Genomic DNA, 24751 nt, shown 5'->3' with positions numbered 1-24751 from the left:
CTAAATGGCGGCGCCCGCCTGGGCGTCCGACATGATTGCGCCAAAACGGCGGTCGCGGCGGCGGAACTCCGCCAACGTTGCCATCAGGTCCTCTCCGGTGAAATCGGGCCAGCACTTCTCTACAAAGGCCATCTCCGCATAGGCAAGCTGCCAGAGCAGGAAATTGCTGATGCGCTGCTCTCCGCTGGTGCGGATCATGAGATCGGGATCCGGGAGCGAAGCAGTGGAAAGATGGGCGCCGAAGGATCCTTCGTCGATATCCTCCGGGTCCAACATGCCGGTCGCCACGCGCGATGCCAGGCGACGTACGGCGGTCACGATATCGCCGCGTCCGCCATAATTCAGAGCGATGGTCAGGTGCAGGCGGCAGTTGTCACGTGTCAGCTTCTCGGCCTCTCCGATCAGCGTCACGATATCGCCCGGCAGGGCAGCACGCTCGCCGATCACCGAGAGACGGATGCCTGCCTCGTGCAGTTCCTTCACGTCCCTTTGCAGGTAGCGGCGCAGCATGCCCATGAGGTATTGCACTTCCGCCTTCGGCCGTTTCCAATTTTCCGACGAAAAGCCGAACAGGGTCAGGTGCGTGACGCCGGATTGTACGGCTGCCTTGACGACCGCGCGTGCCGCTTCGGCGCCATGATAATGGCCCATGGTGCGTGGCAGCCCGCGCGCGCGGGCCCACCTTCCATTGCCATCCATGATGATCGCGACGTGCAGGGCAGCCGGCACGCTCGGCTGCGGCGCCGTTTCCGGCGCGAGCTTGCGGATCTCCACAAGTGCACTCGAGAATTCAGTCATGCCGCGCGCCCCTGATCCCGGAGTGGACGCGGACCGATCTCATATTGTGCTGTGACGGCAGGAGACAGCCGAGTTCGCGCGGTCATGCGCGGAAATGAAGTTGACAATTAGAATGCATTCCTCGGCCTTATCAGTTCGATCACGGTCATCATGAGAATTCGCAGATCAAAGAAGAACGACCAATTATCGATATAGTAAATGTCGTGGTTCACGCGCGCCTCCAGCAGCGCCGGCTCATCCACGGCGCCGCGCAGCCCGCGCACCTGCGCCCAGCCGGTTATGCCCGGCCGCATGCGGTGGCGCACTGCATATTCACGCACGATCTCATCGCACAACCGATCCTTCACCTGCATGCCCAAAGCATGCGGTCGCGGTCCGACCAACGACATGTCGCCGGCGAGCACGTTGAAGAGCTGCGGCAGCTCGTCGATGCTGAGGCGCCGTAGCCACGTGCCGACCCGCGTCACCCGCGCGTCGTCCCGCTTAGTCTGCTCGCGGGCCTCCAGGTCGGCCTTCTCGACATACATCGAGCGGAATTTGAGGACGTTGAATTCCTTGTTGTTGAGCCCGAGTCGAGGCTGGCGAAACAGAATGGGTCCCGGGCTGTCCAGCCGGATGGCGAGCGCGGTCAGCGCCAGCAGCGGCGAGAGCGCGATCAGCAGGACAAGTGAGGTGGTGAAATCGAAGCTGCGCTTAACCAGCCAGTCGAACTCCGACTGCGGCCTTCGCAGGACGCTGAGGAGCGGCGGCTGGCCGGCGCGCGCGAACTGCCGCTCGAGGCGCATGCCCACAAAGTCCGGCACCAGCGCCACATCGACCGCCAAGCTCCGCAGCTTGGTCAGGAGCTGCAGGATGCGGCTTTCCGCACTCATCGGCAGGGCGATCAGCACCTTATCGACCGCCGGGGTGGACTTCACGAACTCGATCAACGCGTCGATGCCGCCCTCGACGGCGATGCCATGAACATGGTCCGGCGCGCGCTGGGTGCGATCGTCAAAGATTCCGACGACCTCGACAGAGTCCGCATATTCCTCGCGCACGACCTTGACGAGACGCTGCCCGATCGTTTCAGCGCCGAACACCACCACGTTGGTCGAGAGATGACCGGCCGCCTGCCAGCGATTGAGCAGCCCGTAGCCGAGCAGCCGCTCGCCTGCCATCGCCAGCGTCGCGAAGACGATCACATAGTGCTCGGCAGAAAGCTCGCCGATGCTGAGTGCAAACTCTCCTTCGACCGCACTGCGGCCGAGCCAGACTTCGATCATGTAGCTGAAGGTCACCGCCGTGCAGGTCAGAATGGCGGGCTTGATAACGAAGTCGAACAGAGATGTGTGCACCGCGCCGGCGATGTCATAGGAACTCGCCAGCGAATGCGCGACGATGAAGGCAAGCACGCTGGTGAGCGTGAAGTGCGGCCACGATGTCGAGAAGCGCTCAGCGCCGCCCGGCGCAAGCAGCATCGCGATCAGTGCGATCACTGCAGCGAACACGGCGAGATCGCACAGCGCCAGAAGCAGTCCGCCGAGCCGCGGATCGCGGGGAAGATAGTGCTTGCGTACCGATGTTTGGGTTCGGAAGGAACTCAGCTCCGAGGAGTCCACCGCGTGAGGACGCATCCTGGCCGCAGTGCGCATTTGAAGCATGGCGCCACCTGTATCCCTCCCCCGAACAGTTCACCACGTCTCCCACCAGACAGTAGCTCTTGGCATTCTTGTTGTTATTTTGATCGCTATCGAACGTTCCAGGGCGCCAAGCCAGCAGTTGCGTTTGTCAGGGCCATGCTATCGCAGCGCAACAGGCTTTCAAGCTCCTCATCTGTTCGCCACGCATCGAATGGCCACCAACTAAACTGTGAGGAAACTGCGACAAGCCGTGTCCATTCACAGTTTTGTATCGCCAGCAGAAGAGTTCGAAACGCCTCTTTGCCGATCTACCTGGCCCTCGCTCCTTCGCGTTCACTCAATTGACTTTGACGCGTCGCAGGCAGACTCGTAATTCTACTTTTTTACTCCATGGCACGTTCCGCGACTCCGACAAAGCTGTGAGAAACTCGCGACAAAGCTGTGTGCTTTCTCCGCTCTTGTCCTTTCGTGCGGACACCAAGTTCTTGTGCATCGAAAAGTTCCCGGCTGCATCGACGAAGATCGCGATTTCGATGAGCGCGTGCCGATGAGCCACACGTTTCGTTCCGCGCCTCACTTGCTCGCGCATAGATCGGAGAACACTTGGGAGAGTTAGTTGACGCTTCGGTCGCCTCCATGGCATGCATGAGCCGCAAAGATGGACCGCTTTGGCCTGCGGATATCATAAGAATGGTCGCGCACGCTCGTTCGTGAAAGTGAGGCGCAGCCGAAGCATCTAATCCGCCCAGCGCATGGAGGAGTTGCCGCTGGTGCTCGTCGGGGGTTCTTGAAGGCGCAGCGAGAGGACTTCCCATGACCAAGCAACCAAGCGTTCTGGTGACTGGCGGCGCCGGCTATGTCGGCAGCCATGTGTGCAAGGCCCTGTACCGATCGGGCCTTACTCCAGTCACCCTCGACAACCTCTCGACCGGCCATCGGCAAGCTGTCAAATGGGGCCCACTGGAAGTCGGCGACGTGCGCGATGAGGCTTTCGTTTCCGACGTGATGGCGCGCCACAAGGTGACTGCCGTCCTTCACTTCGCCGCCCTGTCACTGGTGGGCGAATCCGCCGGCAAGCCGCATGAGTATTACGACAGTAACGTCGGGGGAGTGATCGCTCTGGTGGCCGCCATGCGGCGCTGCGGCGTCTCGCGTATCGTGTTCTCCAGCACCTGCGCGGTCTACGGCATGCCCGCGAAGCTGCCGATCGAAGAAACCGAATCGACGCGACCGATCAATGTCTACGGCCGCACCAAATTGGCCGCCGAGAACTTCCTGACCGACGTCGCCTCGACCGGTGCGATCCGCACGGTCCTGTTGCGCTATTTCAACGCGGCGGGCGCCGACGCCGATGGCGATATCGGCGAGGCGCACAGCACGGAGACTCATCTCGTCCCCCTCGCCATTCAGGCCGCACTCGATCTCAGCCGGCCGCTCAGCGTCTTTGGCAGCGACTACCCGACGGCGGATGGAACATGCGAGCGCGATTATGTGCATGTCGAGGATCTGGCCGAGGCTCATCTCCAGGCGCTTGCGTTTCTCGAGACGACCGGCGGCAGCCGCGCCTTCAATCTGGGGAGCGGCCACCCTATCTCGGTCCGCCAAGTGCTTGGAGCGGTCGAGCGCGTACTCGGCACCAAGGTGCCGACGATCGAGGCGCCGCGCCGTGCCGGCGATCCGTCGCGCTTGTTCGCGGCACCCGGGCTTGCCGAGCGCGATCTCGGCTGGGTCGCCACCCGGAGCGATATCGACAGCATCGTCGCATCGGCAGCCCGGTGGCACCGTAGCAATGTTTTCTCAGAAGCGGTCTGACGATGCCGCGTGTGCACGCCAAGCGAGAAAGTTTTCTGCCCTGGGGAACAAACATCGCCTCTGGTCCGTTTCGGACCGTCCAGGTTCGTTTACGGCATGCAACTGACTGACGATGAGGACTTCGATGCTCCGCTCTCTCTCCCAGACTCTGCTCTGCCTTGCCGCCGCGGCGGTGATCGGCGCCAGCTCTGCTGCCGCTCAAGAGACCGTCGTTCCGGCGACTCCTCAGGATACCGGTTACCGAATCAATGGCGGCGACCTGCTGCATATCTCGGTTTATGGCGAGCCGAACCTCGACAAGGACGTGCCCGTGCAGCCGGATGGCGGGATCGCCTTTCCCCTGGTCGGCAATCTGAACGCGCGCGGCAAGACGCTCCAGGAGCTGCAGCAGCAAATTGCTACTAACCTACGGGAAAGTCAGTATTTTCCCAATCTGACCGACAACGAAGTGACGGTCTCGATGGTCAAGGCGACGGGCAATTCGGTCTCGGTCGTCGGGCAGGTTAAGGCGCCGGGCACGTTCGCATATGACACACGGCTTGATGTCATGCAGGCCTTGAGCCTCGCTGGTGGGCTGACACCGTTCGCAAGTAAGAGTAAGATCAAGATCTTGCGGCGGGATGATACTGGAACACAAACCGCAATTCTGTTTGACTACTCGGAAGTCGAGGATGGGGAAAATCTCGACAAGAACATCCTGCTGAGGGGTGGTGACGTGGTGGTCGTGCCGCAGGCGGGCTTGTTCTGAATCATTAACGATGGGGGAAGCGCCTGAAACGCTCGGGGATCGTTAGCACTCACATCGCACTTTGGGCGATCATCGTTGTAGGTCTCTGCGCCGGGGGGAAGAACGCTTCCGCCCAGGAGTGGCGGCTTGAAACGAACATTTCGCAAAGGGTGCTCTATAGCGACAACCTGTTGCTGAGTCGCGATCGCGAGATCGAGACGTTCGGCTTCATCACGACGCCGGCATTGCACCTGGAGCGCAATTCCCCGACGTCGCAGATCGCCTTCGACGGGCGGTTCGACTTCGCGGAATATATCGATCACTCCGAGTTCAACTCGCAGGATCAGTTCCTCGACCTTTCCGTCGATCAGGCGCTCAGCGAACGCAGCGCATTTCAGTTTGACGTCGGCTTCACCCGTGACACCACGCTGAAGAACGAGCAGGACATCACCGGCCGGATCCTGGACGATTCCTTCCGCTTCGTCAGGTGGGATGTCGATACCGGGTGGAACTATCTGCTCTCGCCGATTGATCAGCTCGCTGTGAGCGGCACCTATCGCAACGTGGACTACCACACCAACCGAAAGACCGATTACCAGTATTTTGGTCCGTCGATCGACTATCGCCGGCAGCTCAACGAGTTGGAGCGGGTCAACGCCACCGTCGGCGCCGTCCGCTTCATCCCTGATGAGCCGGGCAAGGACTACACCGACACGATCAACACGCTGTTCGGATACACCTATACCCCCTCCGACTTATTCACGATCGGCGGCGGTCTTGGCCTCGCCTATTCCATGCAACACGAGGACCCCGGCCGGGATGACGACGAGCTTGGTTATCGCGTGAAATTTAATATGCGCTATATCATGAGCGACCAGACTTCGATTCGCGCATCGCTATCCCACGACACCGAGCCATCGGGCGATGGCGACCAGGTCCTGCGCAACCGCGTAGCGTTCGGCGTTGACCACCAGTTGACGCCGCTCACTACCGCCCGCCTCAATCTCGATTACGCCGATAATGACGACCTCCTGGGAGAGCAAAGCGAAACCTCCGAAGAGAGTGGCACCTCGCGTTACACGTCGGTGCGGCCGGCGATCGCCTGGCAACTGACGGAAGATTGGAGCCTGGAGGCGGCATACCGTTTCCGCTATCGGCTGTTCAGAGATGACGATGAGTCCGCAACCTCGAATTCTGTCTTCCTCACCCTGCAGTACAACTTCCCGACCTGGGCTGGTACGGGTTTCTGAGCCTCCATCAGCGCTGCGACGCTCTTGGTAGCCGCTTCGCCATACAACCTTCTAGCTTTAGTAGTTCGGCCCGACGGGGGCCCCAGAATGAGCTCCCGAGCGCCGGATGGGAACCGTTCGCTGCCTCTCTGGGGCGAGCGCATGGCCGGCTAAAAGCCTTCCTGACTTGACACTCGACAGCACGCTAACGTTCTGCCAGTTCAGGACCATGACTCCGCAGCCGCTTGGCTGCCAGCAAGCGTGTATTTCACAAGCGAGTTGAGGTGGACATGTTTGACTGGCCGGCAATGCAAATTGCCATTGTTCTCTTTCTCGTCGTGATCGTGTTTTTCGGGTTCATCCGGGAACGGATGGCGCCAGATGTTGTCGCCGGCTGCGCCGTCGCCGTGCTGCTGATGACGGGCATTCTCAGCACGACCGATGTCCTGGGAATCTTCAGTAACAGTGCACCCATCACCATCGCAGCGATGTTCGTCCTGAGCGCTGGGCTGGAGCGCACGGGGGTGATCGATAGCCTCGGCCGGCTTGTCTCCATGGCTGCGGGAAGCTCCCCGCTTCTCGCGCTAGCCGCCATGATGACGAGCGTCATTCTAATGTCCGCCTTCATCAACAATACGCCCGTGGTAGTCATCCTTACGCCGGTCGTAATCGGTCTCGCACGGACTCTAAAGCTCGCCCCATCGAAGTTCCTGATCCCGCTTTCCTTTGCCAGCATATTCGGCGGCACGACGACACTGATCGGTACCTCGACCAACATTCTGGTGGACGGCGTAGCTCAACGGCAAGGTCTCGCACCCTTCGGCATGTTTGAGATCACGGCAGCGGGCGCGATCATGGGAGCAGTCGGGATTGTCTATCTCTTGCTAGCCGGCCGATGGCTGCTCCCTGACCGCGAGAGCCTGTCCAGCCTGCTGCCGCGCTCGGAGGATCGTCACTTTATGGCGGATGTGCTGGTCCCGCTCGACTCTCCGCTTATCGGCAAGCGCCTCAAGGAGGCTGGCTTCACGGACCAGCGTGGTCTGCGTGTCATCGATCTCATTCGCGGTGATGTCTCGTTGCGTGGTTCGCTCGACAACTCCCTATTCCTCCAAGCCGGCGACCGACTGGTCGTCCGCAGCAAGGTCGGTGACATGCTCGGTCTGCGCGAGGCTGGGGACGTCGCGTTCGGCGGCCGCCATGTCCACGCCATCGAGCCGATGGGCGCACGCGAGACCATAGTGATGGAGGGAATCGTCGGGCCTCAGTCGAGGTTTCTTGGGCGGCGCGTTGCGGATCTCAACCTGCGTCGCCTGTATGGCGCCTATATTCTCGCCATCCATCGTCGCGGCGCTGGTCTCTCGGGCAGCTTCGATGATGTCTCGCTCCAGATGGGCGACACGCTGCTTCTAGAGGGCTCTTCAGAAAGCATGAAGCGGCTGTTTGACTATCAGGAGCTGGTAAACCTGTCGCAACCGACCGAGCGGCCGCTCAGAAGGGACAAGGCGCCGATCGCGATTGCTGCTGTGCTCCTCGTTATGAGTCTCGCCGCGTTCGAGGTGTTGCCGATTGCGGCTCTGGCGCTCATGGCGGCCACGGCCATTGTCGCGTTACGCTGTATCGATCCGGAGGAAGCGTATAGCTCGATCAGATGGAACATCCTGATGCTGATCTTCGGCATGCTGGCGGTCGGGCTGGCGATGGAGAAGACCGGCGCGGCGCGGCTTATCGTCGAAAGCTTCGCCGCGGCCGTCGGCGCCCTTGGTCCGGTGGCTATCCTCTCGGCCGTTTACCTGCTCACCTCGCTCCTTACAGAGATCATGAGCAACAACGCCGCAGCAATTCTCCTGACCCCGATCGCCGTTGGGCTGGCCCACCAAATAGGAGTAGATCCACGGCCATTCGTCGTCGCGGTCATGTTTGCGGCAAGTGCCAGCTTCGCGACGCCAATCGGCTATCAGACAAACACTTTCGTCTACAATGCCGGCGGCTATCGCTTCACCGATTTCGTCAAGCTCGGGCTGCCTTTGAACCTCCTCCTTTGGGCAACCGCGACAATCGTGATTCCGATGTTCTGGCCGCTGAGTTGATAGCAAGGGAAAATCCTCACCGGGTACGAAGGTGCTGTACGGCGCTTACGCTCTGCCTCTAGAGTCAGCGCGATTTCTTGATCTGCTGGGTAACGAGCACCGATCCGCTCGCTGTCAGATGGCCGTAGTCGAACGCCTGGCGTAGGCCGTTCTGGCCTGTCAGCGACCAGGTACGGAGGAGAAGAGCGGCAGGAACAAGACAATGACCGCGCACATGAAGAACAATGCTGGAAAGATGCGCGGCGCCTGACGCACACGGAAGTTCGCGGCCGAATAGATGCCGTCGGACATCTGGCAGAGATCCAGCTCGTGCCAGCGCAACGACCGACTCGGCTGTCCCAAACTAGTTGGCGAGCGCCCCCTGTGCGCGGATGATGGACCAGTAGGCGTCGCAGGCCCGGGCCACGCCGAAGTCGGCGGCACGGCGCTGCGCCCTCTCGCCGTACATCCGCCGGCGCCCTGCATCGCTCATGGCGCGCAAGGCATCCGCCATCGCATCGGGATCGTCCACCGATACCAGGATCCCGTGCTCGGCGAACATCACGCCTGGCGTGACGCGCTCCCGCGGTAAATCAGCGAGAATCTCGGACGGACCTGACGGGCAGTTGGTGGAGATGACCGCGAGCCCGACGCTCATGGCTTCGAGCAGGCTGTTCGGGAACCCCTCCGCATTCGACGGCGACACATAGAACGCCGCCCGGCGCAGCGTCGGGAAGGGATTGGCCGAGAAGCCCGGCATCACAATGCGGCCGCTCAGCCCGAGCGCCTCGATTTTCTCGCTTAGTGGCGACCGCTCCGGTCCTTCGCCGAGAATGACCAGCTTGCCCGGGATGCCGGACCGTGCGAAGGCCTCGATCAGCATGCCGAAATTCTTGTTCTGCGTCAGTCGCCCCATCGTCACGGCGTAGGGCCCTTGCACGGCGACCGGATCGCCGCCTTCGGCCTGGGCGCGGATCTCATCGAGGTCGATCGGATTGGCGATGACCGAAATGCGTTCGCTCGGCACGCTATAGGCAGAGTGCAGTTCGTCGGCTACGCCCTGGGACACGGCAATCACCGAACGCGCCTTTGGATAGGTCGCCCTGACAAGGAAGCGCGCAATGGCGGCTCCGATGCCGCGGCCGAGGTGGCTGGTCGTGTTGACGCGCTCGCTCACGATCGCGCGAATGCCAAGAAGCCCGGCCGCAATGACGTTGGCAACGTTGGCGCGCGTCAGGAAACTGACAGTGAGATCCGGTTTCAGGCGCCGCATGGCCCGATACACCGACCAGACACTGCGAATGAGGGAATGTTGACAGTCGAGCTGCTCCACCTCGATCCAGTGCGGCACGTCATAGGCCGGAGTTTCGCGATCCAACAGGAGCAGCGAAAAGTGATGATCACGCAACTCGCCTTGCGAGGCTCGCAGCAGCGTGCACATCACGCGCTCCGCGCCGCCGCCCGCCAACGAGTTTATAATGAAAAGCACCTGCCGGCGGCCTTGCTTGGCCGCCAAGGTCGCCTCCGGCTGTGCGTCGGATGAATCCGCTGGCAGCGAGCGCGCGGACGTCGAAAGATCTCCTACCAAAAATCGACCTCTGGGGATATGGCGTCGTCAGCGATGCGGCGACCTAGCTAACACGCACGCGCAGATGGTTCAACGCCGAGAGACTCATGTGCAAATGACGATGCTGCGCGATGTTTTCGAAATGTCACCGATGCCTGCGCCAGAGCGACATCATGGCACGCGCTCCAGCACGAAAATTCAATTTCGCACGCGCCTCGTCTGTGCAATATCACCATCTCGCGCCGCGAACATTCTAGCATCGGTAGTCTGGTTCTATGTATGATTGCGGCTGTTGAGATGACTGCGGCTGTTGAGACTATTTCTGCAGGTCGAGCCGCGCTGGACAACAGACCAATGGTTTTGCTGTGGCACGGTTCTCAGTCGTCATACCGCTGTACAACAAGCGACCGCATGTCGATCGTGCGATCCGCTCCATCCTCTCGCAAACGCTCGCACCGCAGGAGATCATCGTCGTCGACGATGGTTCCACCGATGGTAGCTACGAGTACGTTCAGAGTCTTGAAGACCGTCGTATCCAGCTGCATCGGCGCGGTCAGCCCGGGCCTGGGGGCTACGCCGCACGGAACTTTGCCATCGAGCGCGCCAGTGAAGAATGGGTGGCCTTTCTCGACGCTGACGATGAATGGCTGCCACATCATCTCGAAGACATTGCGGAGGCAATCCGCTCGAGCAGACAGGCGGAGGAACTCGTTTGCGTGGCGACCGGCTATCGCAACATCTATCCGGGCGGTAGGGAGGAGCCGGACATCTACAGCCGTTCCCGGAAAGGATCCGCAGTGGCGTTCCTGGATTTCGGTCAGTTCCTCTCCACGTGGCTGGCGGTCGGCGGCTCACCGGTGTGGACCTCCGCCGCGGCGTGCCGGAAGGATGCACTCGTCAAGGCCGGATTGTTCCCGGCCGGCCGATGCACCCGCGGCGGCGACAAGGACATGTGGTTCAGGATCGCCACCCTCGGTGTGACAGCGCTCGATCCTAGGATCAGCGCAATCTACTACAAAGACTCCGTCAACATGGTCACCGGCAGGACGTCGGCGAATGAGCGCCACTGCATGTGCCAGAGCATCGAAGCGATGCTGCCGTACGGCTCGGCTGCGACCGAGAGTTTGCTGCGCAAGGTCTTCAATCTCGAGGTCTACAAATACGCCATCCGCACGATCAAGACCGCCGGGCTCGATAAAATGGCGTGGCAAGGCTTCTTCGCAACCGAGAACCCGGTCCGATACCTAGTTCTCGCCACCCTATCGAGCAGGCTCACCGATCTCGCCTTGCGCCCCTTGCTGCATTTCCATCCTCGCATGCGCCGCCAGCGCCTAGAGGCAGCATCGCGCCGAACCGTTGCCGCTCCGATAGAGCCGGCAGCGGATTCGCGTTCCAGCTACCACCAAGGGGGCTCATCATGACACAACTGCCATCCGCAGACGCGTCGACAATCACCGACGATTCCGGACCTCCTGACGAGTCTCTATCGCTGGACGAGCTTGCCAAACCGCATACGGCAGGCTGCGCGCGCACTTTCCAAGAACTTAAGAGTCTGCTCAAGGCCGATCTCTTCCGCTACGCTGGTAAGTCGGACATCAAATCCTTCCTTCGCCACTTCCTGTTCACGCCCGGATATAAGTACACGGTGTGGATGAGAACCTGCGGCTATCTCAGGGTCCAGCGGTGGGCGAAGTGGAGCCTGTATCTTCTGGTGAAATACATCCTCCTGCGCTGCAGATACAAATACGGGATCGTCATTCCCGAATACACGGTGATCGGCCCGGGCCTCTTCATTAACAGGTTCGGCGGCGTCTACGTGAACGGCGACGCCATCATCGGCAGCAACGTCAACCTCACGCACGGCATCATGCTGGGGCAACATAATCGCGGCGCCCTCATGGGCTCTCCGATCGTGGGCGATCGTGTCTTCATCGCCTCCGGCGCGAAGATCATCGGGCGTATCAGGATCGGCAACGGCGCGGTCATCGGAGCGAACGCCGTGGTGACCAAGGATGTGCCCGAGAATGCGGTTGTTGGCGGAATACCCGCAAAGGTTCTGTCGCTCAAGGGCTCAGCCGGCTACATCAACAGACAGGCCCGTACGGCGCCAGCGGCACGCGAGGATGTCGCTCCACACTGACGGCAACCGACCACGATCTCGCGGGACCTGACACAGCGTGGCTCCGCGTTCGTCAACCGAGATGTCACAAGAATGCGGGCTTTCATCGGAACCAAGACCGGTGGCGACTGTTTATTCCGGTCATTACGGCTGGCTATTGGCCGTGCTCCCCGGTATCACCACGCACAATTGATCGCCCGCTCTCGTGTCGGATTTCGCTGTCGTCATCCCCATCTACAACAAGCGTCCGCACATCGCGCGCGCGCTTCAATCCGTATTCGACCAGACCGAACCGCCGGCCGAGATATTCGTCGTGGACGATGCCTCCACTGACGGCGGACTGGACGAGGTCGTACGGTATCGAGACGAACGACTGACGATTCTGCGCCGGTCTGAACCCGGGCCCGGCGGCTATGCTGCGCGCAACATGGCGATCCTGCGCGCCCAATCAGAATGGGTTGCTTTCCTAGATGCCGACGACGCTTGGGCGCCCAATCATCTCGCCGCCATCCGTACGACTATCGCGCGAGCCGAGGCACCGGATCGTATCGGCGGCATCTTCTCGGGTTATTCGAACGTCTGGCCGGATGGCCGGGAGGAACCGGACCGTTATACGAGCCGTATCGGTCGGGACGATGCCCGGCTGCTGGATTTCCCAGCCTTGCTGGCGACTTGGCTAGAGCTCAAGGAATGCCCGGTTTGGACCTCGGCATCAGCATTTCGGCGGCAAACCCTGATCGATGCGGGGCTGTTCCCTGCCGGCCGTTGCTCGCGCGGCGGAGACAAGGATCTCTGGCTGCGCGTGGCGCGCGATGCGCCGGTGATAGCGGCGCCCGGCACGATGGCAATCTATCACCGTGATGCCGTCAACATGGTGACGCACAGGAATTCGACCGACACGCGGCACTGCCTGTGCGAGACTATTACCACGATGCTGCCCGACGCCCCGGAGCCGGTTCGCCCGCTGCTCCGGAGGCTGTTCAATCTCGAAGTCTATCTGTATGCGCTCTATGCAGCGAAGGAGCGGAAGGTCGACCGCGCGTTCTGGCGCGGCTTCTATGCCCAGGAGGATCCGCTGCGTTTCCTCGTGCTTGCCGGTCTATCGACTCGTACGGGTGCTTATGCAGCCCGCCGGCTGCGATCCATCCTGCGCCGCCGCCCGAGCTAGAGTTCCGCCGTGGCGCGACTTGTTCTGGGCTTCAGCACGGCGCGAGCGCCAGTTGCCAACGCTGCGGTTCCGTAGAGCGCCAACGCCGGCAGCGTGAGGGCAATCAGCGGCATCATCTTCCGGCGGGACCTGAGATAAGCAGCAGCCGCGCGAAGCTCCCGGGACAACTGGGCCAGGCCGGCGCGGTCCAAGTTGTTGCGCACTTCGCCCAGCCATCCCGCCGCATAGGCGCGCCGGCATTCGGGCCGCAACAGGAACTTGGCATAGTAGGCGCCGCGACCGCGATCATAGCCGGCCCTGAGGCGTGGCACGTCCGGAGGGCGCCGCCGATGATGATGCCGCACCAGTGGCCGCGGATCGTAGCGCCCCTTGAAGCCCGCCCACAAAACTGCAGCGACCGCGTCGATGTCCTCGCATGGAAACGGCGTGCCCGCCCCAAGCTCGGGATCGAAGCCGCCGATCGCCTGCAAGGCCTCGCGCCGGAACGACAGGTTGGCGCCCTTGATGGCACCGGCGATCACAAAGGAGTAAGGCGCGATCTCCACCGCATAGTCGCGCTCGTCAATGGTCACGCGGGCATCAGCTGGATCGAACAGCAGGATGCGTCCACCCAGAACGCCGATATCCGGCCGCCCGTCGAAGGCGGCGAGGATAGCATCGACGTAGTCCTCGGCAACATAGCAATCGTCGTCGGTCAAGGTGACGAGATCGCTCCGCGCTTCGCGCCAGCCGCGATCGCGCGCCGCGCCAAGGCCGATGCGTTCCTCGCGGAAATAGCGAATACGCGGTTCGATCTCGCTGGCGCGGCGGATCTTGTCGGCAGTGCCATCAGTCGAGGCGTTGTCGATCAGGATGGCTTCCCACGCGCGCGCCGTCCTCATCGCCATCAGGGAGTCGAGCGTACCGCGCAGCTGATCGGCGCGGTTGCGCGTGCATATAACGATCGACAGATCCGGCCTATCGGAAGTCATATACCAATCCCGCGACCTGATCGACGGAACTGACGAGTCGCGCATGTTGCGTGTCCTTGGTCCATGCCTCGTAAAGGGCGGACACCTTGCCGTCCAGGGAGTCGAACAGCAGGTGCCGGACGCCGAGCAGGCAACAGAGAACATGAGCGTGCAGCCGGTCGGTGATGACCATCGATCCTTTGCTCAGAAGGCCGAGCCCGAAGGCGAGCCGCTCCCGCGCATAGCGCTCGCGCACACTGAATGCGAAGGAGCGCGTCAAGCCGATGGTCCAGGGATGCCGTCGCCACGTCGCGCCCAGCGCCTTGTCCCGTTGACCGAGTCGCGAGTTCGGCGCCTCGATCCAGTCCGCGACGTCCAGCGAGCCCCCAAGCCCACTCAGGATTTTCAGCAGCCTGGGATGGTCCGTCACCATTTCCTTGTCCTGACGCAGCAGGCATAAGAAATCGAGCGAGGCCGGTTCGCGCTGGATATCGCCGAGTGCAAAGGCCATGTCGGGGCATGGGACCGTGGCGCATGTAAAGTTCTGCTCGGCAAAGGCCTGGCTCCTGCGATCGCGCACCAGCAGCGTGAAGTTGCCCTGTCGCTCGATGGCGCGCGCCGTCGCTTCGATGCCGGCTTGAGTTGTAAAGGAAATGCTCTGTGGGAACTGCACGATCGGCTTGCCCGGAAAGCGGTTAAGGATCTCCATCCGTATGGCATGATGACGCGGCCAGATCTCGCCGAAATTCCCGCCGCCCTGCAGAAGGATGATGGACGAGTCCCGGATGAACCGGTCGCAGGCCGGCGTGTAGTTCACGGTGTCGAAGAAGTCGATCCGCGCCCCGGGGAAATTCCGCCGCAGGAAGGCGAGCTCACCAAGGAAGATCGCGCTGTCTCCCACATTGGCATAGCCCGGCGGGTCGATGATGCAGATTCGCTCCGAACGACCGGCGATCAGCGGTGTCAGGGTCTCGTCGATCCGCTTGCTGAGTTGTGCATTCAAACTGGGCATGGCGCTCCGTGACGTTTGCTCTGCCTTGCCGGTTTCCCTCCCCCTGACTTCATGTCTTCGAGAGCTGCCTCTCCCAAAAGCGCTGGAAGCGCCGGATTGCTTTTGATGCGTCCCGCCGCAGCCGCTCGACGCGGTAATGCACGAGCCTTTTCAGCTTCAGGTGCTGCGGCACGTCGAACTTTTCGAACCGGGCATTACCAATGGTCGAGCCTGAGAACTCCTCCATGACCGGAAACGGGAACACGGCAAGATTGGGTTGGCCGTGCACCCACGCGCGATCCATTTCATCGTCGATGGGCCTGGTCACGGTGCGGCAATGATCGAGGAAGACCTTCGCGCCGGCCTTGGTGATGGCATAGCCCTGCGTGCCATAAGCAGGCCCACCCAGCTCCACAATCGAGCGCGCCCGCTCGATGAAGTCCTCCCTGACCACCGCCGTGGTGGTCGGAAACTTGTAGTACAGGCGCAGATAGTTGATGCCCATCTCTGTGAGCGCGATCTCGGCCAGCTTGGACAGAAACGTCCAATCGACGATGACGTCGTCCTCCAGCACCACGTACTGATCGGCCTCGTCGGACTGCAGGTCTTCCCAGGCGGCGTAGTGGCTAGAGAAGCAACCGAGTTCGGCGGCACGCAACGGCCGCCCTTTGGCGACGATGGCCGCCTGCTCATCGTAGCTCAGCGCAGGATGCAGACTGGTGCGCGCTGGATAGAAGTCCCAGGCGACAGGCGCATTCTGCGCGCGCTCCCGGAATCGACTGCGGCGCTCTTCCGCGTCAGCCAGGCTTACGACGATGATCTTGGTCCGCACGACGCTGGTCATCAATTCGGGTTTCGGATTCATCCACTCCATGGCGCGCTTGATAATGCCCATCGTTGGGATCGACAACACGACATCTCTGTGACCCGCGACGCCTCGACATCATGGATGGATGTCGAGAGCTTTATCAGCGGTTCATGACACAGAATAGTCACACGAATACATGACTACGAACAAATAAAGTTTGAGCACGCAAACCCGTGCTACTTGAACTATTGATCGGGAAAAGCGTTCTGTTATCGTCCAGCCCGACTTGGAGCACTTGCTCTCGCAGCTTGGATTTCATGGCGAAGGAATAGCGATTGCTTTCGAAAGTCGCATGCATCATTCCGACCCATGGGCGACCGGGCCATTTATCCCGCTCGCTTGGCAGCGCCTTACAGCAATCGCTGGCTCCGGCCGAGATCATGGTGGTGGACGATCTCGATGATGGTCCTACCGCAGCGATCGTGCAAGTGTCGGCGTTGCGCACCGAGATTCCTCTGCGGCGGATATTGAACAGATCCAATCCCGGAGCATCCGGTTCGCGCAATGCTGGAGCAGCGGCAAGCACGGCTGAGCTCCTCGCCTTCCTCGATGACGACGATGTCTGGCGTCCGGAATATCTGGCGTCTGCCATGGCGGAACTCGATCGCACGGGCGCCGACGCCGTCATTTCAGGCCTCTGCCGCATCAAGCATGACGGCAGCACCCAGCCGATCATCATGCCCCCACGCGAAGCGATCCGGAAGCAGCTGTTCGATAAGAACTTCGGGATGACCGGAAGCAATCTCGTGATCCGCCGCTCGGCGTTCGAATGCCTTGGCGGATTCGACCCCGCCCTGCCGGTGTTCAACGATTGGGACTTCCTGATCCGCATGATCTCGCACGGCTTCGAATATTGCGTGGTGAAGGACCTGACCGTCGAGTGGCGCGAACATGAAGGCGATCGCATCTCCACCCCGAGCCTGCGCCGCGCGGTCGGCATCGAAGCCTTTATCGCCAAGCACGCCGCCGCAATGCCGTCGATCAACCGTCGAGACTTGACTGCGGTCGCGCTCGGCATCAGATGGCGGAATGCCGGCTCCTTGGTCGGCCGGCTCTTGTGGGCCGCGAAGCTGGTGCGCTTGCTTGGCCCGCGTGAAGCGCTCGGGCGGCGATTGCGAATGACCAAGAAACGGGTGATCGAGGTGGGCTTGTGACCATGCAGACAGTTCTGGTGACTCATTCGCGTGACGGCCTCGGCGGATCGGTGATCACCGGAGCCTTGCTTGCCAAAGCTCTCGATTCCAGCGGTGAGTGGAAAACGCTGAGCATCTGCAACAGCGCCGGCCCGCCGCTCGACTACCACCGCACGATCGGGATCGACGTGGTGCCGTTGATGGAGAGCCAGGGCCTGCCCTATACGCCCAACCCCGGCGACGGCAACCGGCTGCAGCGGATCGCCAAGCGAATCACGCTGTTCCGCGCTGCGCGGCGTTTTCTCAAGTCTGCTTCGCCCGACATCATTCATGTTCACGACGAATCGAGCGCCCTCGCATGGGGCTTGGCGGCCCGCCCCAAGAGAATTCCGGTGGTCTGGCAAGTGCATCAGCAACTGCCGCAGCGCTGGATCGATTGGCTGTTGCGGCGCCTTGCTTCCCACATCGTCTTCGTCGCGGCGAACAACCAGCGGCGCTTTGATGGCGTGGATCTGCCGGCGAGCTCCGTCATCTACAACGGAGTCGATCTCTCGGTGTTCTATCCGGCGACCAACCGGCGAGAAGGCCCGATCAATATCGGATTCATCAGCAACCTGGTGGACCGCAAGCGTCCCGAGTGGGTGATACAGGCGGCGGGCCGGCTGGCGCGCGAGGGGCTTAATGTCAAGGTGCTGCTGGCAGGCAACGATTTCAGCGGCGGCGAAAAGGCCAGGGAGCTGCAGGATTTGGCCAAGGAGGAAGGAATCACCGGCCGGTACCACTATATCGGTCCGCGTTCGGATGTGCCCGACGTGCTGCGCTCGCTTGATATCCTGGTCCTGCCCTCCAAACGCGACAAGGAGGCCTTCCCGCGCATCGTCGTCGAGGCGATGGCTTGCGGGGTCCCCGTGCTGGCCACCGCGGTTGCCGGCGTGCCCGAGGCCGTGGTCGCTGGTGAAACCGGCTTGCTGGTCGATCCGGACGACTTCGACGGCTTCGTCGGCGCCCTGCGCACACTGGTGACGGATGACGCTCTGCGGAGCCGCTACGGCGCAGCCGCGGTGGCGCGCTGCCGCGCCCTGTTCTCCATGGAGGCCAGCGTCGCGGCGATTTCGGAGGTCTATCGGAGCGTGACCGCGGAACATAGCGCGCAGCAACGCGAACTCAGCTCGTTCGCCTGAACGTCCTTCGGAACCAGGAGGGACGCTGGGATTCGTTGGCCTCGCCGCGCTTCGGCTCGGTCCGGTAGTCGTTCAATGACAGCGCATCGATCCGCAGATCGCCATAGCCTTGATTCGGGCCGGCCTGCGGAACCTCCAGCCGGGCGTAGTCGTCCACCGCCACGTGTCCGTTAAAGCGCGCCCTCTCATCGAGCGCCGGCTCTTCGTCCAGCGCCAGGTCGGATGCGCGCGGGGAACCGGTTGATGGGTCGTTCTCGCCCGGCACGGCGCGCAGTTCCACCGCTTCGCGCACCATGGCCGTGATCTCCGCAACCACCATTGGATCGTCTGCCCGTTCCTCGCGGATGAAGGGCGAGACACCGCTCGCCTGGCGGTCGGCGATCACGCGCAGAACGATGTCGAGGTCGATGTCGGTCCTGTTGTCCGCCAAACCATAGACCATCGCCATGTCGCAGATCGAATTGATCACGCGCGGAACGCCGCCAGAGAAGAACTGGACCGCGCCGATCGCCGTGTCGGTGAAGATGGGGCGGTCGGCCCCCGCGACCTCTAGCCGGTGGCGGATATAGCGCCGCGTATCGAGATAGTTCAACGGCGTCAGATGGTAGGAGATGCTGATGCGCTGGGCGAACTGGGTGAGCTCCGGGCTCTTCAGCTTCATCAACAGCTCCGGCTGCCCGACCAGGATGATCTGCAGCAGCAGATCCTTGTCCGAGTTGATGTTGGACAGGAGACGCAGCTCCTCCAGCGCTTCCACCGTCAAGTTCTGTGCCTCGTCGACTACGAGGATACAGCGCCGCCCGCCGGCATATTCCTCGATCAGGAAATGCATCAGCTCCTGGTAGATCTCCGCGTCGGTCTGGGCATTCGTTCCGCGGCCGAAGGACGCCAGCGCCCACGCGGTGATGTCCGTCAGCCCGGTGTGAGTGTTGGAAATGAGACCCAGCGTGACGTCGCGCCCGATCCGCCGAAGCAGCGAGCGGATCAGCGTCGTCTTGCCCGATCCGATATCCCCGGTGATGGCGCAGAACCCGGCCTGCCCGGCCAAGCTGTATTCCAGGATGCTGAGCGCAAGCGAGTGCTTGCTGCTCATGAACAGGAAGTCCGGATCCGGCAGCAGCGAAAACGGTTTCTCTCTCAGGCCGAAGAAGGATTCGTACATGCAGTCTACCTGGCGATCTTCCTGGCTTGCCGGAACAGCCTAGTAGGCGTTCAACAGCGTACCGACGATGGCTTTGTTTCCGAGCAGGTGGGCCGATCTCTCAAGCTCCGCCTTGGTGGTACGGCCGCTGCGCGCCACCAGCAGGACAGCATCCACGTTAGGAAGGAACCCGAGCGTATCGCTGGAGGTCAGCAACGGTGGCGCGTCGTAGATGATGATGCGATCCGCGTAGCGGTTCTGCAGTTCCTTGGCCAGCGCAGTCATGCGCGGCGAGCTGATCACCTCCGCCGCCGCCTCGCCCTTTGCCTCACGCGCCGGCAGCACGACCAGGCGCGCTATCCCTGGGCACACGAGGCAATCCTTCAGCTGTGCCTCGCCGCGCAGATAGTCGTCGATGCCGACCGTCGGTTGAAAGCCGAACTTCTCATGGATCGCCGGCTTGCGCAGGTTGAGATCGACGAGGAGCACCGTCTGGTTGACATCGAGCGCGACGGCGATCGCAAGATTTGCCGCGGTCGTCGTCACGCCGCTGCTCAAATCCGGTCCGGTGACGGCAACGGTCGACATGCCGTGCTTCTTCAGGCGCTGCAGAACCTGCGTGCGCAACAGCCCATAGATGTCGGATGCGGGATGGCCGAAACTGTCCGCGACCAGCCGCTCCTTGCTCGTCCGCTTCTGATCGCATTTCGCGACCGCGGTCTCGGTGTACTGGGGCGTGAAGCCGTTGGTCGACACGGCCCGGCCATTCGGCCGGAGTCCGCCGAGGCTTCCAGCCCGCATCTCGCGCGCCCTGGCTAGCGCCTTCTCAATCTGCTCCATCGGCATCTCCGTTCGCGGTGCAATTCAGCAGCCAGGCTCCCGATGCTGCAGCTGCGAAGATCATGACCATGGCCGTCAGGGTGTGCAAGTGCAGACAACACAGCAGGACACGAATAGTTCGGCGCCGCACAAGATTCTATTGTGGCGATTTCGTGGCGAACTCCCACCAATGGCTTTCGCACGAACGTTCCATTCTTCGGCGCGATTAACGACAAACACCCGAATCCAGAGCCAAGGGTCCTTATTGGTTCTTCCTCCCCCTGCGCTACGTGCTTAACAGCATTCACTGAGCTGAACGCCGCGGCCGCGTTCATTGTCGCCAGACTTGTTCTGTCGAATAGACGTGAATGCCGGTAGCCGGTCCGTCACTTCGATGCACGAAACCATGAGACCAGCGAGATCATGAGCTTCGTTACCTCTTCTTCTTTTTTGGCCGTCGATACGGCATCTCGCAAACGCAAAACATTTTTGAGTTGATCGGAAGGTAGCACGCAGCAGCCCGCACCCCTGTGACTTATCAGAATTAATCCTGTGACATCAGCAATGGGTTCGGCGCCGGTATATCGTTGCATCGCTTAATGGTCGTGTTGGTGGGCTAAAGTCCTTGCCGCAGATCGTTGAGTTGAGGTGCTCTTGAACGATTCCGCTGGGGTCCCACGACTCCGTGCGCCACGCTTCTTGTTCGATAAAAGCACATGGCCCTTCATGTCTCCGTTGATCCGCCGGCTGTTGCGAGCGGCCTTCTATCTCGCGAGTGTGTTGGTCGGCGCTCTGTCGCTGACACCGAGCACCACTTTGCCGCCGGTGTCGATCGGCGATAAGGCGGAGCACGTCATCGCTTACGCCTTGCTCGGTCTCCTGGGTGGCATAAGCTCCGAGCGCAGCGTGGTGCGCACGGCTTTCGGGCTCGCGGCGTTTGGGATCGCAATCGAGCTGCTTCAGGCATTCTCGCCGGGACGGTCGCCGGATGTGTTCGATGTGCTGGCCGATATCGTCGGCGCTTGCATCGGCTGCGGGGGCGCCATCGCTCTCCGCCGCATGGCGCTGACTGCAGATCGACCTCGTGCCGCAAGCAGCGATGCCGACGGTATTTGAAGGCAATCTGAAGACGACGCCGGATATGACCTATCGCCGCGGCCGCGAGCGAAGCTACGGACATGTTGTTTGACATCCGATCCGGTCACTCCCAGGTTTTTCATGTTTTTCATCCAGGAGGCACGTCAATATGCGACCCAGTGGCAAGTTCATGCAGCGACACACTACCCCGCCCCTGATGACGCGGCGCCAAGCTCTGACGGTGACGCTTGCCGGGTTGCTGACCGCACTGAGCGCGGGCCGCCTGCGCGCGGAAGCAATCAATCCCACAGTGCAGACGGCGACAGCCGCGAAGCCGAAGTCGGTCACGCTGTTCACGCTCTCGGGCGCTGGCGACGAGGATGGACGCGATTGGCAGAACGCCATGCCGATCGATTCCTTGTCGAAGGCACTGAGTTCGGCGCGGCCGGGCTCGGGTTTCCTCATCGGGTTCGACAGCGCGGGCCAGCCCATCGCGATCGACAAGGGCCAGATTCGCATCAAGGCGTCGGGCGACGAGAGCAATCCGGTCTTCTTGCAGGCCGGCCTCATTGCCGACGATAACGGCGTCGCCGCGGCTTCGAAGGACGTTGCCGCCTTTTTCAAGAGCGCGCAGCCTTGGTCGGTCAAAGATTTCGGCCGGCGCGGATCTGCCTATTTCGCCTTGATTGAAGGCGCATCGCACCTCAGGGTCTCCGGTTTCCATATCGACGGCACGCCGGCCGACGGCTTTTTCAAGTTCCGCGGCAAGGAGACGGCGACCTTCCGGGATATTGTCATCTCCGGCCTCGAGGCGAGGAACGTCGGGCGCGTGATCGAGACCGATCGCGGCGCGATGCTGCAGAATCTGATCGTCACCGACTGCCGCGCCATCGGCATCATTCGCGGATTCGCGCGCTTCCGCCACCTGTCGGACTCGACGTTGCGCAACCTGGAGCTTGACGCTGCCAAGATGGATGCCGGCGGCCGCAACGTCTGTCAGCTGATCGCCGTCTCGGAGGGCAAGAACCTGCTGTTCGAGGACATCGTCCTGCGCAACGCCATCAATGAGCCCCCACCGCCGAAGGAGGGAAAGGAGCCGGGTTACGTGCAGGGCGACGGCATCGTATGCGAACGCAAGACCATGAACGTGACGATTCGCAATTGCCACGCCAGCAGCATGGGGGACGGCGGATTCGATCTCAAGACCACCAACGTGACAATGGAGGATTGCAGCAGCGATTCGTGCAAGTTCGGCGCCCGTCTCTGGGCGGAAGGTAACAATGTGATCCGACGCTGCGACTTCCGCAATCCGGTCTCGCGCAACGATACGCAGGGCGCCTGCATCCAGGCGGGCGGCACGCTCGAAATCGTTGACACCAAGCTGCATGCCGGCCGCGGAACAGTCGCCATCAGCCTTAGCAAGAAGAAGAATCAGAACCCTCCGATGGTGGTGATGCGGGGGGGCTCGATCGAGATCGAAGGCAACGCCAAGGTCGCACACGCCAGTGCCGATGGCGTGCTAGAACTGCAGGACGTCATGGTCAACGGCGTCAAGACCAGCCGCCGTTTCGTGTTCGAGAAGAAGGAGAAATAGAGGGGCACAACGGGTCCAGCGCGGCGATAGGACAGCACCATTCTTCGAACAGCTTGACCGAGATCTTCCGCGACGCCGCGAGCCCCTAGCTTCCACTCCGCTTCAGAATATAGAGCTGAACGCCAGGACGCCGGCCATCAGAATGGCCGCCACGCTGGCGACGCCGATCATGCGCAGCCTTCGTCCGCGCGTCTCGTCGATGGTCCTGATATAGGGCACCGTCGCGAGCGGCATTTCGCCGAAGGCCACCATCAGGCTCTTGGGCTCATAGATGCGGGGATCAAGCATGTCGATCGCGACCATGGCGGCGGCGGCCAGCATCGCCGTCAGGAAGAAACCGACCGCCATCAGCAGATTCTTGTTCGGCCTTGCCGGCAAGTCCGGACGCATCGGCGGCTCGATCACGGAGAAGGTCTCGCCCTTGCTCTGCTGCTCCATGTTTTCCGCGACCTGGGCGTCGGCTTCCTTGTCCTTGAAGTTCTGATAGCGTTCCAGTGCCACCCGGTGCTGGTTCTGCAGCGAGTTGTATTCCGCCTCGACGGCCGGGGTCTGCAGGATGCGCTTCTGAAGATCTTCGATGTTGGCTTCGAGCGCCGCGGAGCGCTCATTGAGGCCGCGGATCTGCGCATCCGCGTCTGCCAGCTGACTCTGGATCTGGATGTACATCGGGTTGTCCGGCGGACCTTGCGGCCGGGTGAAGCTCGACATTGCCGGTGCCGCTGCCATCTGCGCCTTCATCTCGTCAACTTGCCGGCGCAGGCGCTGGACATCCGGGTGCTTTTCACCATAGCGCTGAAGCGCGTCGGAAAGCTGGGCTTGCAACGTCGAATACTTCGCCTGATCCAATGCGCGCGTATCGACGCCGCCGATCTGGCTCTTCAAGACCTGGATTTGGCGCTGCAGCCGGACGACGTCGGGATGCTTCGAGCCGTAGCGGGTGGAGAGGTCGCTATATTGCAGCTCCAGGTCCATGAGCTGCGCCTGCGGAGTTGCAGGTCGCCCATTCGCCGTCATCGGGGTATAGGGGCTGATCGTGCTGAGCTGGCTCTGCAGGTAGGATTTCTTGTCGGTCAGGATCTGCAGGTCGGCCCGATTTTGCGTGAGCTGCGCCTGCGCCTGATTCAGCATCTGGGTGTTCATGTTGAATTGCTCGGGCAGGCTGCCATTGTATTTCGAGCGCACTTCGAGCAGGCGCTTCTCCAGTTTCTGGACGTCGTCGTACAACTTGGCCGCCTGCTCGCTCAAGAACTGGGTTGTGCCGGCCGCCTTTTGCTGGCGGGTGCGATCGTTTTCCGCCAAGTAGAGATCGGTCAGCCTGCCCGCCACCTGTTGAGCGAGGTCCTGATTTTCGTCTGCGAAGGCGAGCGTAAATGCGATGGAGGCCTGCGGCTGCTGACGCGCGCGCTGCGGCTGCTGCTGGCCGGAGAGATTGGCACTCACGACCGCCAGCTCGACGTTCGAGCGCATCTTGTTGATGAGCGCGGACCTGGGCGCGGTCAGCTGCTCTTCGGGATACAGGTTGAACTGCTTGATGACGTCGTACAGGTTCTGGCTGGTCATCACCCGCTGCTGGATGATCTGCAGCCGCTCCTGCGCATAGGTCGAGACCGTCGATTTCACCAGATCGGGGGGAACGTTGGGCTCCTCGATCAGGATGGTGGCGATCGATTGATAGGTGGATGGCCAGATCTTGACGATCGTGTAGGTCGCGGTGACGCCGAGCACGGCGATCGCTAGCCCGATCCATTTGCGCCGCCGCAAAGCGCCGAGCACGTCTATGTTGATCAGCCGATCGTCCTGATTCATGGTTGCTGCATTGCTCATGCACTTTTCCTGTCGAGTCTTGCTTTCGTCAGTCTGATGAACCCCAGCGCGGCGCCGGCAGCCCT

The 24751-nt window shown here is 61.7% G+C and carries 21 protein-coding genes; 11 read left to right on the top strand and 10 right to left on the bottom strand.

The features are described 5' to 3' along the window. Together DTX69_RS24025 and DTX69_RS24020 are read right to left on the bottom strand one after the other, a co-directional pair. Entirely contained in the window at window positions 1-798 is a 798-nt protein-coding gene (locus DTX69_RS24025) for an isoprenyl transferase (RefSeq protein WP_119304125.1), read from the bottom strand. Between the two features lie 107 nt (window positions 799-905). Next, window positions 906-2441, bottom strand: a complete 1536-nt coding sequence (locus tag DTX69_RS24020) for an undecaprenyl-phosphate glucose phosphotransferase (RefSeq protein WP_119304124.1) — start codon at window positions 2439-2441, stop codon at window positions 906-908. Window positions 2442-3233: 792 nt separating this feature from the next. Between DTX69_RS24020 and galE the strand changes: the two genes are divergently transcribed. From galE to DTX69_RS24000, 4 genes are all read left to right on the top strand, one after another. Then, window positions 3234-4232: a UDP-glucose 4-epimerase GalE gene (galE, locus tag DTX69_RS24015; protein ID WP_119304123.1), complete on the top strand. Its 999-nt coding sequence runs from the start codon at window positions 3234-3236 to the stop codon at window positions 4230-4232. Between the two features lie 124 nt (window positions 4233-4356). Further along, window positions 4357-4980: a polysaccharide biosynthesis/export family protein gene (locus DTX69_RS24010; RefSeq protein WP_162917518.1), complete on the top strand. Its 624-nt coding sequence runs from the start codon at window positions 4357-4359 to the stop codon at window positions 4978-4980. A 170-nt stretch (window positions 4981-5150) separates the two neighbouring features. After that, entirely contained in the window at window positions 5151-6209 is a 1059-nt protein-coding gene (locus tag DTX69_RS24005) for a DUF481 domain-containing protein (RefSeq protein WP_162917517.1), read from the top strand. A 269-nt stretch (window positions 6210-6478) separates the two neighbouring features. Continuing rightward, window positions 6479-8275 carry an SLC13 family permease gene (locus DTX69_RS24000; protein WP_119304120.1) on the top strand — a complete coding sequence of 599 codons (1797 nt, stop codon included), beginning with the start codon at window positions 6479-6481 and terminating at the stop codon, window positions 8273-8275. Window positions 8276-8434: 159 nt separating this feature from the next. Here DTX69_RS24000 and DTX69_RS30830 read toward each other — a convergent pair whose 3' ends face one another. Together DTX69_RS30830 and DTX69_RS23995 are read right to left on the bottom strand one after the other, a co-directional pair. Further along, window positions 8435-8566: a hypothetical protein gene (locus DTX69_RS30830; RefSeq protein WP_284736029.1), complete on the bottom strand. Its 132-nt coding sequence runs from the start codon at window positions 8564-8566 to the stop codon at window positions 8435-8437. Window positions 8567-8618: 52 nt separating this feature from the next. Further along, entirely contained in the window at window positions 8619-9770 is a 1152-nt protein-coding gene (locus DTX69_RS23995; RefSeq protein ID WP_162917516.1) for a glycosyltransferase, read from the bottom strand. 416 nt (window positions 9771-10186) lie between these two features. Between DTX69_RS23995 and DTX69_RS23990 the strand changes: the two genes are divergently transcribed. From DTX69_RS23990 to DTX69_RS23980, 3 genes are all read left to right on the top strand, one after another. Next, complete coding sequence (locus DTX69_RS23990) at window positions 10187-11242, top strand: glycosyltransferase family 2 protein (RefSeq protein WP_119304118.1); 1056 nt, start codon at window positions 10187-10189, stop codon at window positions 11240-11242. Next, window positions 11239-11961, top strand: a complete 723-nt coding sequence (locus DTX69_RS23985) for a serine O-acetyltransferase (protein ID WP_119304117.1) — start codon at window positions 11239-11241, stop codon at window positions 11959-11961. The genes DTX69_RS23990 and DTX69_RS23985 overlap by 4 nt, the downstream gene beginning before the upstream one ends. 184 nt (window positions 11962-12145) lie before the next feature. After that, window positions 12146-13108, top strand: a complete 963-nt coding sequence (locus DTX69_RS23980) for a glycosyltransferase family A protein (protein ID WP_119304116.1) — start codon at window positions 12146-12148, stop codon at window positions 13106-13108. On the opposite strand, the gene DTX69_RS23975 is transcribed toward DTX69_RS23980, so the two are convergent. Genes DTX69_RS23975 through DTX69_RS23965 form a run of 3 tightly spaced genes read right to left on the bottom strand, consistent with a single transcriptional unit; the run spans window position 13105 to window position 15944 of the window. Next, window positions 13105-14079: a glycosyltransferase family 2 protein gene (locus DTX69_RS23975; protein WP_162917515.1), complete on the bottom strand. Its 975-nt coding sequence runs from the start codon at window positions 14077-14079 to the stop codon at window positions 13105-13107. The genes DTX69_RS23980 and DTX69_RS23975 overlap by 4 nt on opposite strands. After that, window positions 14066-15070, bottom strand: coding sequence for a polysaccharide pyruvyl transferase family protein (locus DTX69_RS23970; protein ID WP_119304114.1), 1005 nt, complete (start codon window positions 15068-15070; stop codon window positions 14066-14068). Before DTX69_RS23970 ends, DTX69_RS23975 begins: the two co-directional genes overlap by 14 nt. 49 nt (window positions 15071-15119) lie before the next feature. Continuing rightward, window positions 15120-15944, bottom strand: a complete 825-nt coding sequence (locus tag DTX69_RS23965) for a glycosyltransferase family 25 protein (RefSeq protein WP_119304113.1) — start codon at window positions 15942-15944, stop codon at window positions 15120-15122. Between the two features lie 248 nt (window positions 15945-16192). Here DTX69_RS23965 and DTX69_RS23960 point away from each other — a divergent pair, with 248 nt between their 5' ends. Further along, entirely contained in the window at window positions 16193-17071 is an 879-nt protein-coding gene (locus DTX69_RS23960) for a glycosyltransferase family 2 protein (protein WP_119304112.1), read from the top strand. 2 nt (window positions 17072-17073) lie between these two features. Then, a complete protein-coding gene (locus DTX69_RS23955; RefSeq protein WP_119304111.1) occupies window positions 17074-18231 on the top strand; it encodes a glycosyltransferase family 4 protein in 1158 nt (385 codons plus the stop codon). Here the strand turns inward: DTX69_RS23955 and DTX69_RS23950 are convergent. Together DTX69_RS23950 and DTX69_RS23945 are read right to left on the bottom strand one after the other, a co-directional pair. Next, the gene (locus DTX69_RS23950) at window positions 18215-19393 is read right to left on the bottom strand and encodes an ExeA family protein (protein WP_119304110.1); all 1179 of its coding nucleotides are present in this window, start codon (window positions 19391-19393) and stop codon (window positions 18215-18217) included. The genes DTX69_RS23955 and DTX69_RS23950 overlap by 17 nt on opposite strands. A 39-nt stretch (window positions 19394-19432) precedes the next feature. Beyond that, window positions 19433-20212, bottom strand: a complete 780-nt coding sequence (locus DTX69_RS23945) for a CpsD/CapB family tyrosine-protein kinase (protein WP_162917514.1) — start codon at window positions 20210-20212, stop codon at window positions 19433-19435. A gap of 705 nt (window positions 20213-20917) precedes the next feature. On the opposite strand from DTX69_RS23945, the gene DTX69_RS23940 reads away from it, so the two are divergent. Beyond that, window positions 20918-21307, top strand: coding sequence for a VanZ family protein (locus tag DTX69_RS23940; protein WP_119304108.1), 390 nt, complete (start codon window positions 20918-20920; stop codon window positions 21305-21307). Between the two features lie 151 nt (window positions 21308-21458). After that, window positions 21459-22862 carry a right-handed parallel beta-helix repeat-containing protein gene (locus DTX69_RS23935; RefSeq protein WP_162917513.1) on the top strand — a complete coding sequence of 468 codons (1404 nt, stop codon included), beginning with the start codon at window positions 21459-21461 and terminating at the stop codon, window positions 22860-22862. A 102-nt stretch (window positions 22863-22964) separates the two neighbouring features. Here DTX69_RS23935 and DTX69_RS23930 read toward each other — a convergent pair whose 3' ends face one another. Continuing rightward, window positions 22965-24686 (bottom strand): Wzz/FepE/Etk N-terminal domain-containing protein, encoded by a 1722-nt coding sequence (locus tag DTX69_RS23930; RefSeq protein ID WP_162917512.1) that lies wholly within the window; start codon window positions 24684-24686, stop codon window positions 22965-22967. Window positions 24687-24751: the final 65 nt, after the last annotated feature.

The sequence above is a fragment of the Dongia deserti genome (assembly GCF_003574735.1).
GTDB classification, from domain to species: domain Bacteria; phylum Pseudomonadota; class Alphaproteobacteria; order Dongiales; family Dongiaceae; genus Dongia_A; species Dongia_A deserti.
This window is presented reverse-complemented; position numbering and strand designations above follow the sequence as displayed.

Coding starts and splice junctions, on each gene's coding strand:
- DTX69_RS23955 (WP_119304111.1), top strand. CDS start 17,074: ATGCAGACAGTTCTGGTGACTCATTCGCGTGACGGCCTCGGCGGATCG.
- DTX69_RS23930 (WP_162917512.1), bottom strand. CDS start 24,686: ATGAGCAATGCAGCAACCATGAATCAGGACGATCGGCTGATCAACATA.
- DTX69_RS30830 (WP_284736029.1), bottom strand. CDS start 8,566: ATGTCCGACGGCATCTATTCGGCCGCGAACTTCCGTGTGCGTCAGGCG.
- DTX69_RS24000 (WP_119304120.1), top strand. CDS start 6,479: ATGTTTGACTGGCCGGCAATGCAAATTGCCATTGTTCTCTTTCTCGTC.
- DTX69_RS24025 (WP_119304125.1), bottom strand. CDS start 798: ATGACTGAATTCTCGAGTGCACTTGTGGAGATCCGCAAGCTCGCGCCG.
- DTX69_RS24020 (WP_119304124.1), bottom strand. CDS start 2,441: ATGCTTCAAATGCGCACTGCGGCCAGGATGCGTCCTCACGCGGTGGAC.
- DTX69_RS23945 (WP_162917514.1), bottom strand. CDS start 20,212: ATGGAGCAGATTGAGAAGGCGCTAGCCAGGGCGCGCGAGATGCGGGCT.
- DTX69_RS24010 (WP_162917518.1), top strand. CDS start 4,357: ATGCTCCGCTCTCTCTCCCAGACTCTGCTCTGCCTTGCCGCCGCGGCG.
- DTX69_RS23985 (WP_119304117.1), top strand. CDS start 11,239: ATGACACAACTGCCATCCGCAGACGCGTCGACAATCACCGACGATTCC.
- DTX69_RS23965 (WP_119304113.1), bottom strand. CDS start 15,944: ATGGGCATTATCAAGCGCGCCATGGAGTGGATGAATCCGAAACCCGAA.
- DTX69_RS23975 (WP_162917515.1), bottom strand. CDS start 14,079: ATGACTTCCGATAGGCCGGATCTGTCGATCGTTATATGCACGCGCAAC.
- DTX69_RS23935 (WP_162917513.1), top strand. CDS start 21,459: ATGCAGCGACACACTACCCCGCCCCTGATGACGCGGCGCCAAGCTCTG.
- DTX69_RS23940 (WP_119304108.1), top strand. CDS start 20,918: ATGTCTCCGTTGATCCGCCGGCTGTTGCGAGCGGCCTTCTATCTCGCG.
- DTX69_RS23970 (WP_119304114.1), bottom strand. CDS start 15,070: ATGCCCAGTTTGAATGCACAACTCAGCAAGCGGATCGACGAGACCCTG.
- DTX69_RS23950 (WP_119304110.1), bottom strand. CDS start 19,393: ATGTACGAATCCTTCTTCGGCCTGAGAGAGAAACCGTTTTCGCTGCTG.
- galE (WP_119304123.1), top strand. CDS start 3,234: ATGACCAAGCAACCAAGCGTTCTGGTGACTGGCGGCGCCGGCTATGTC.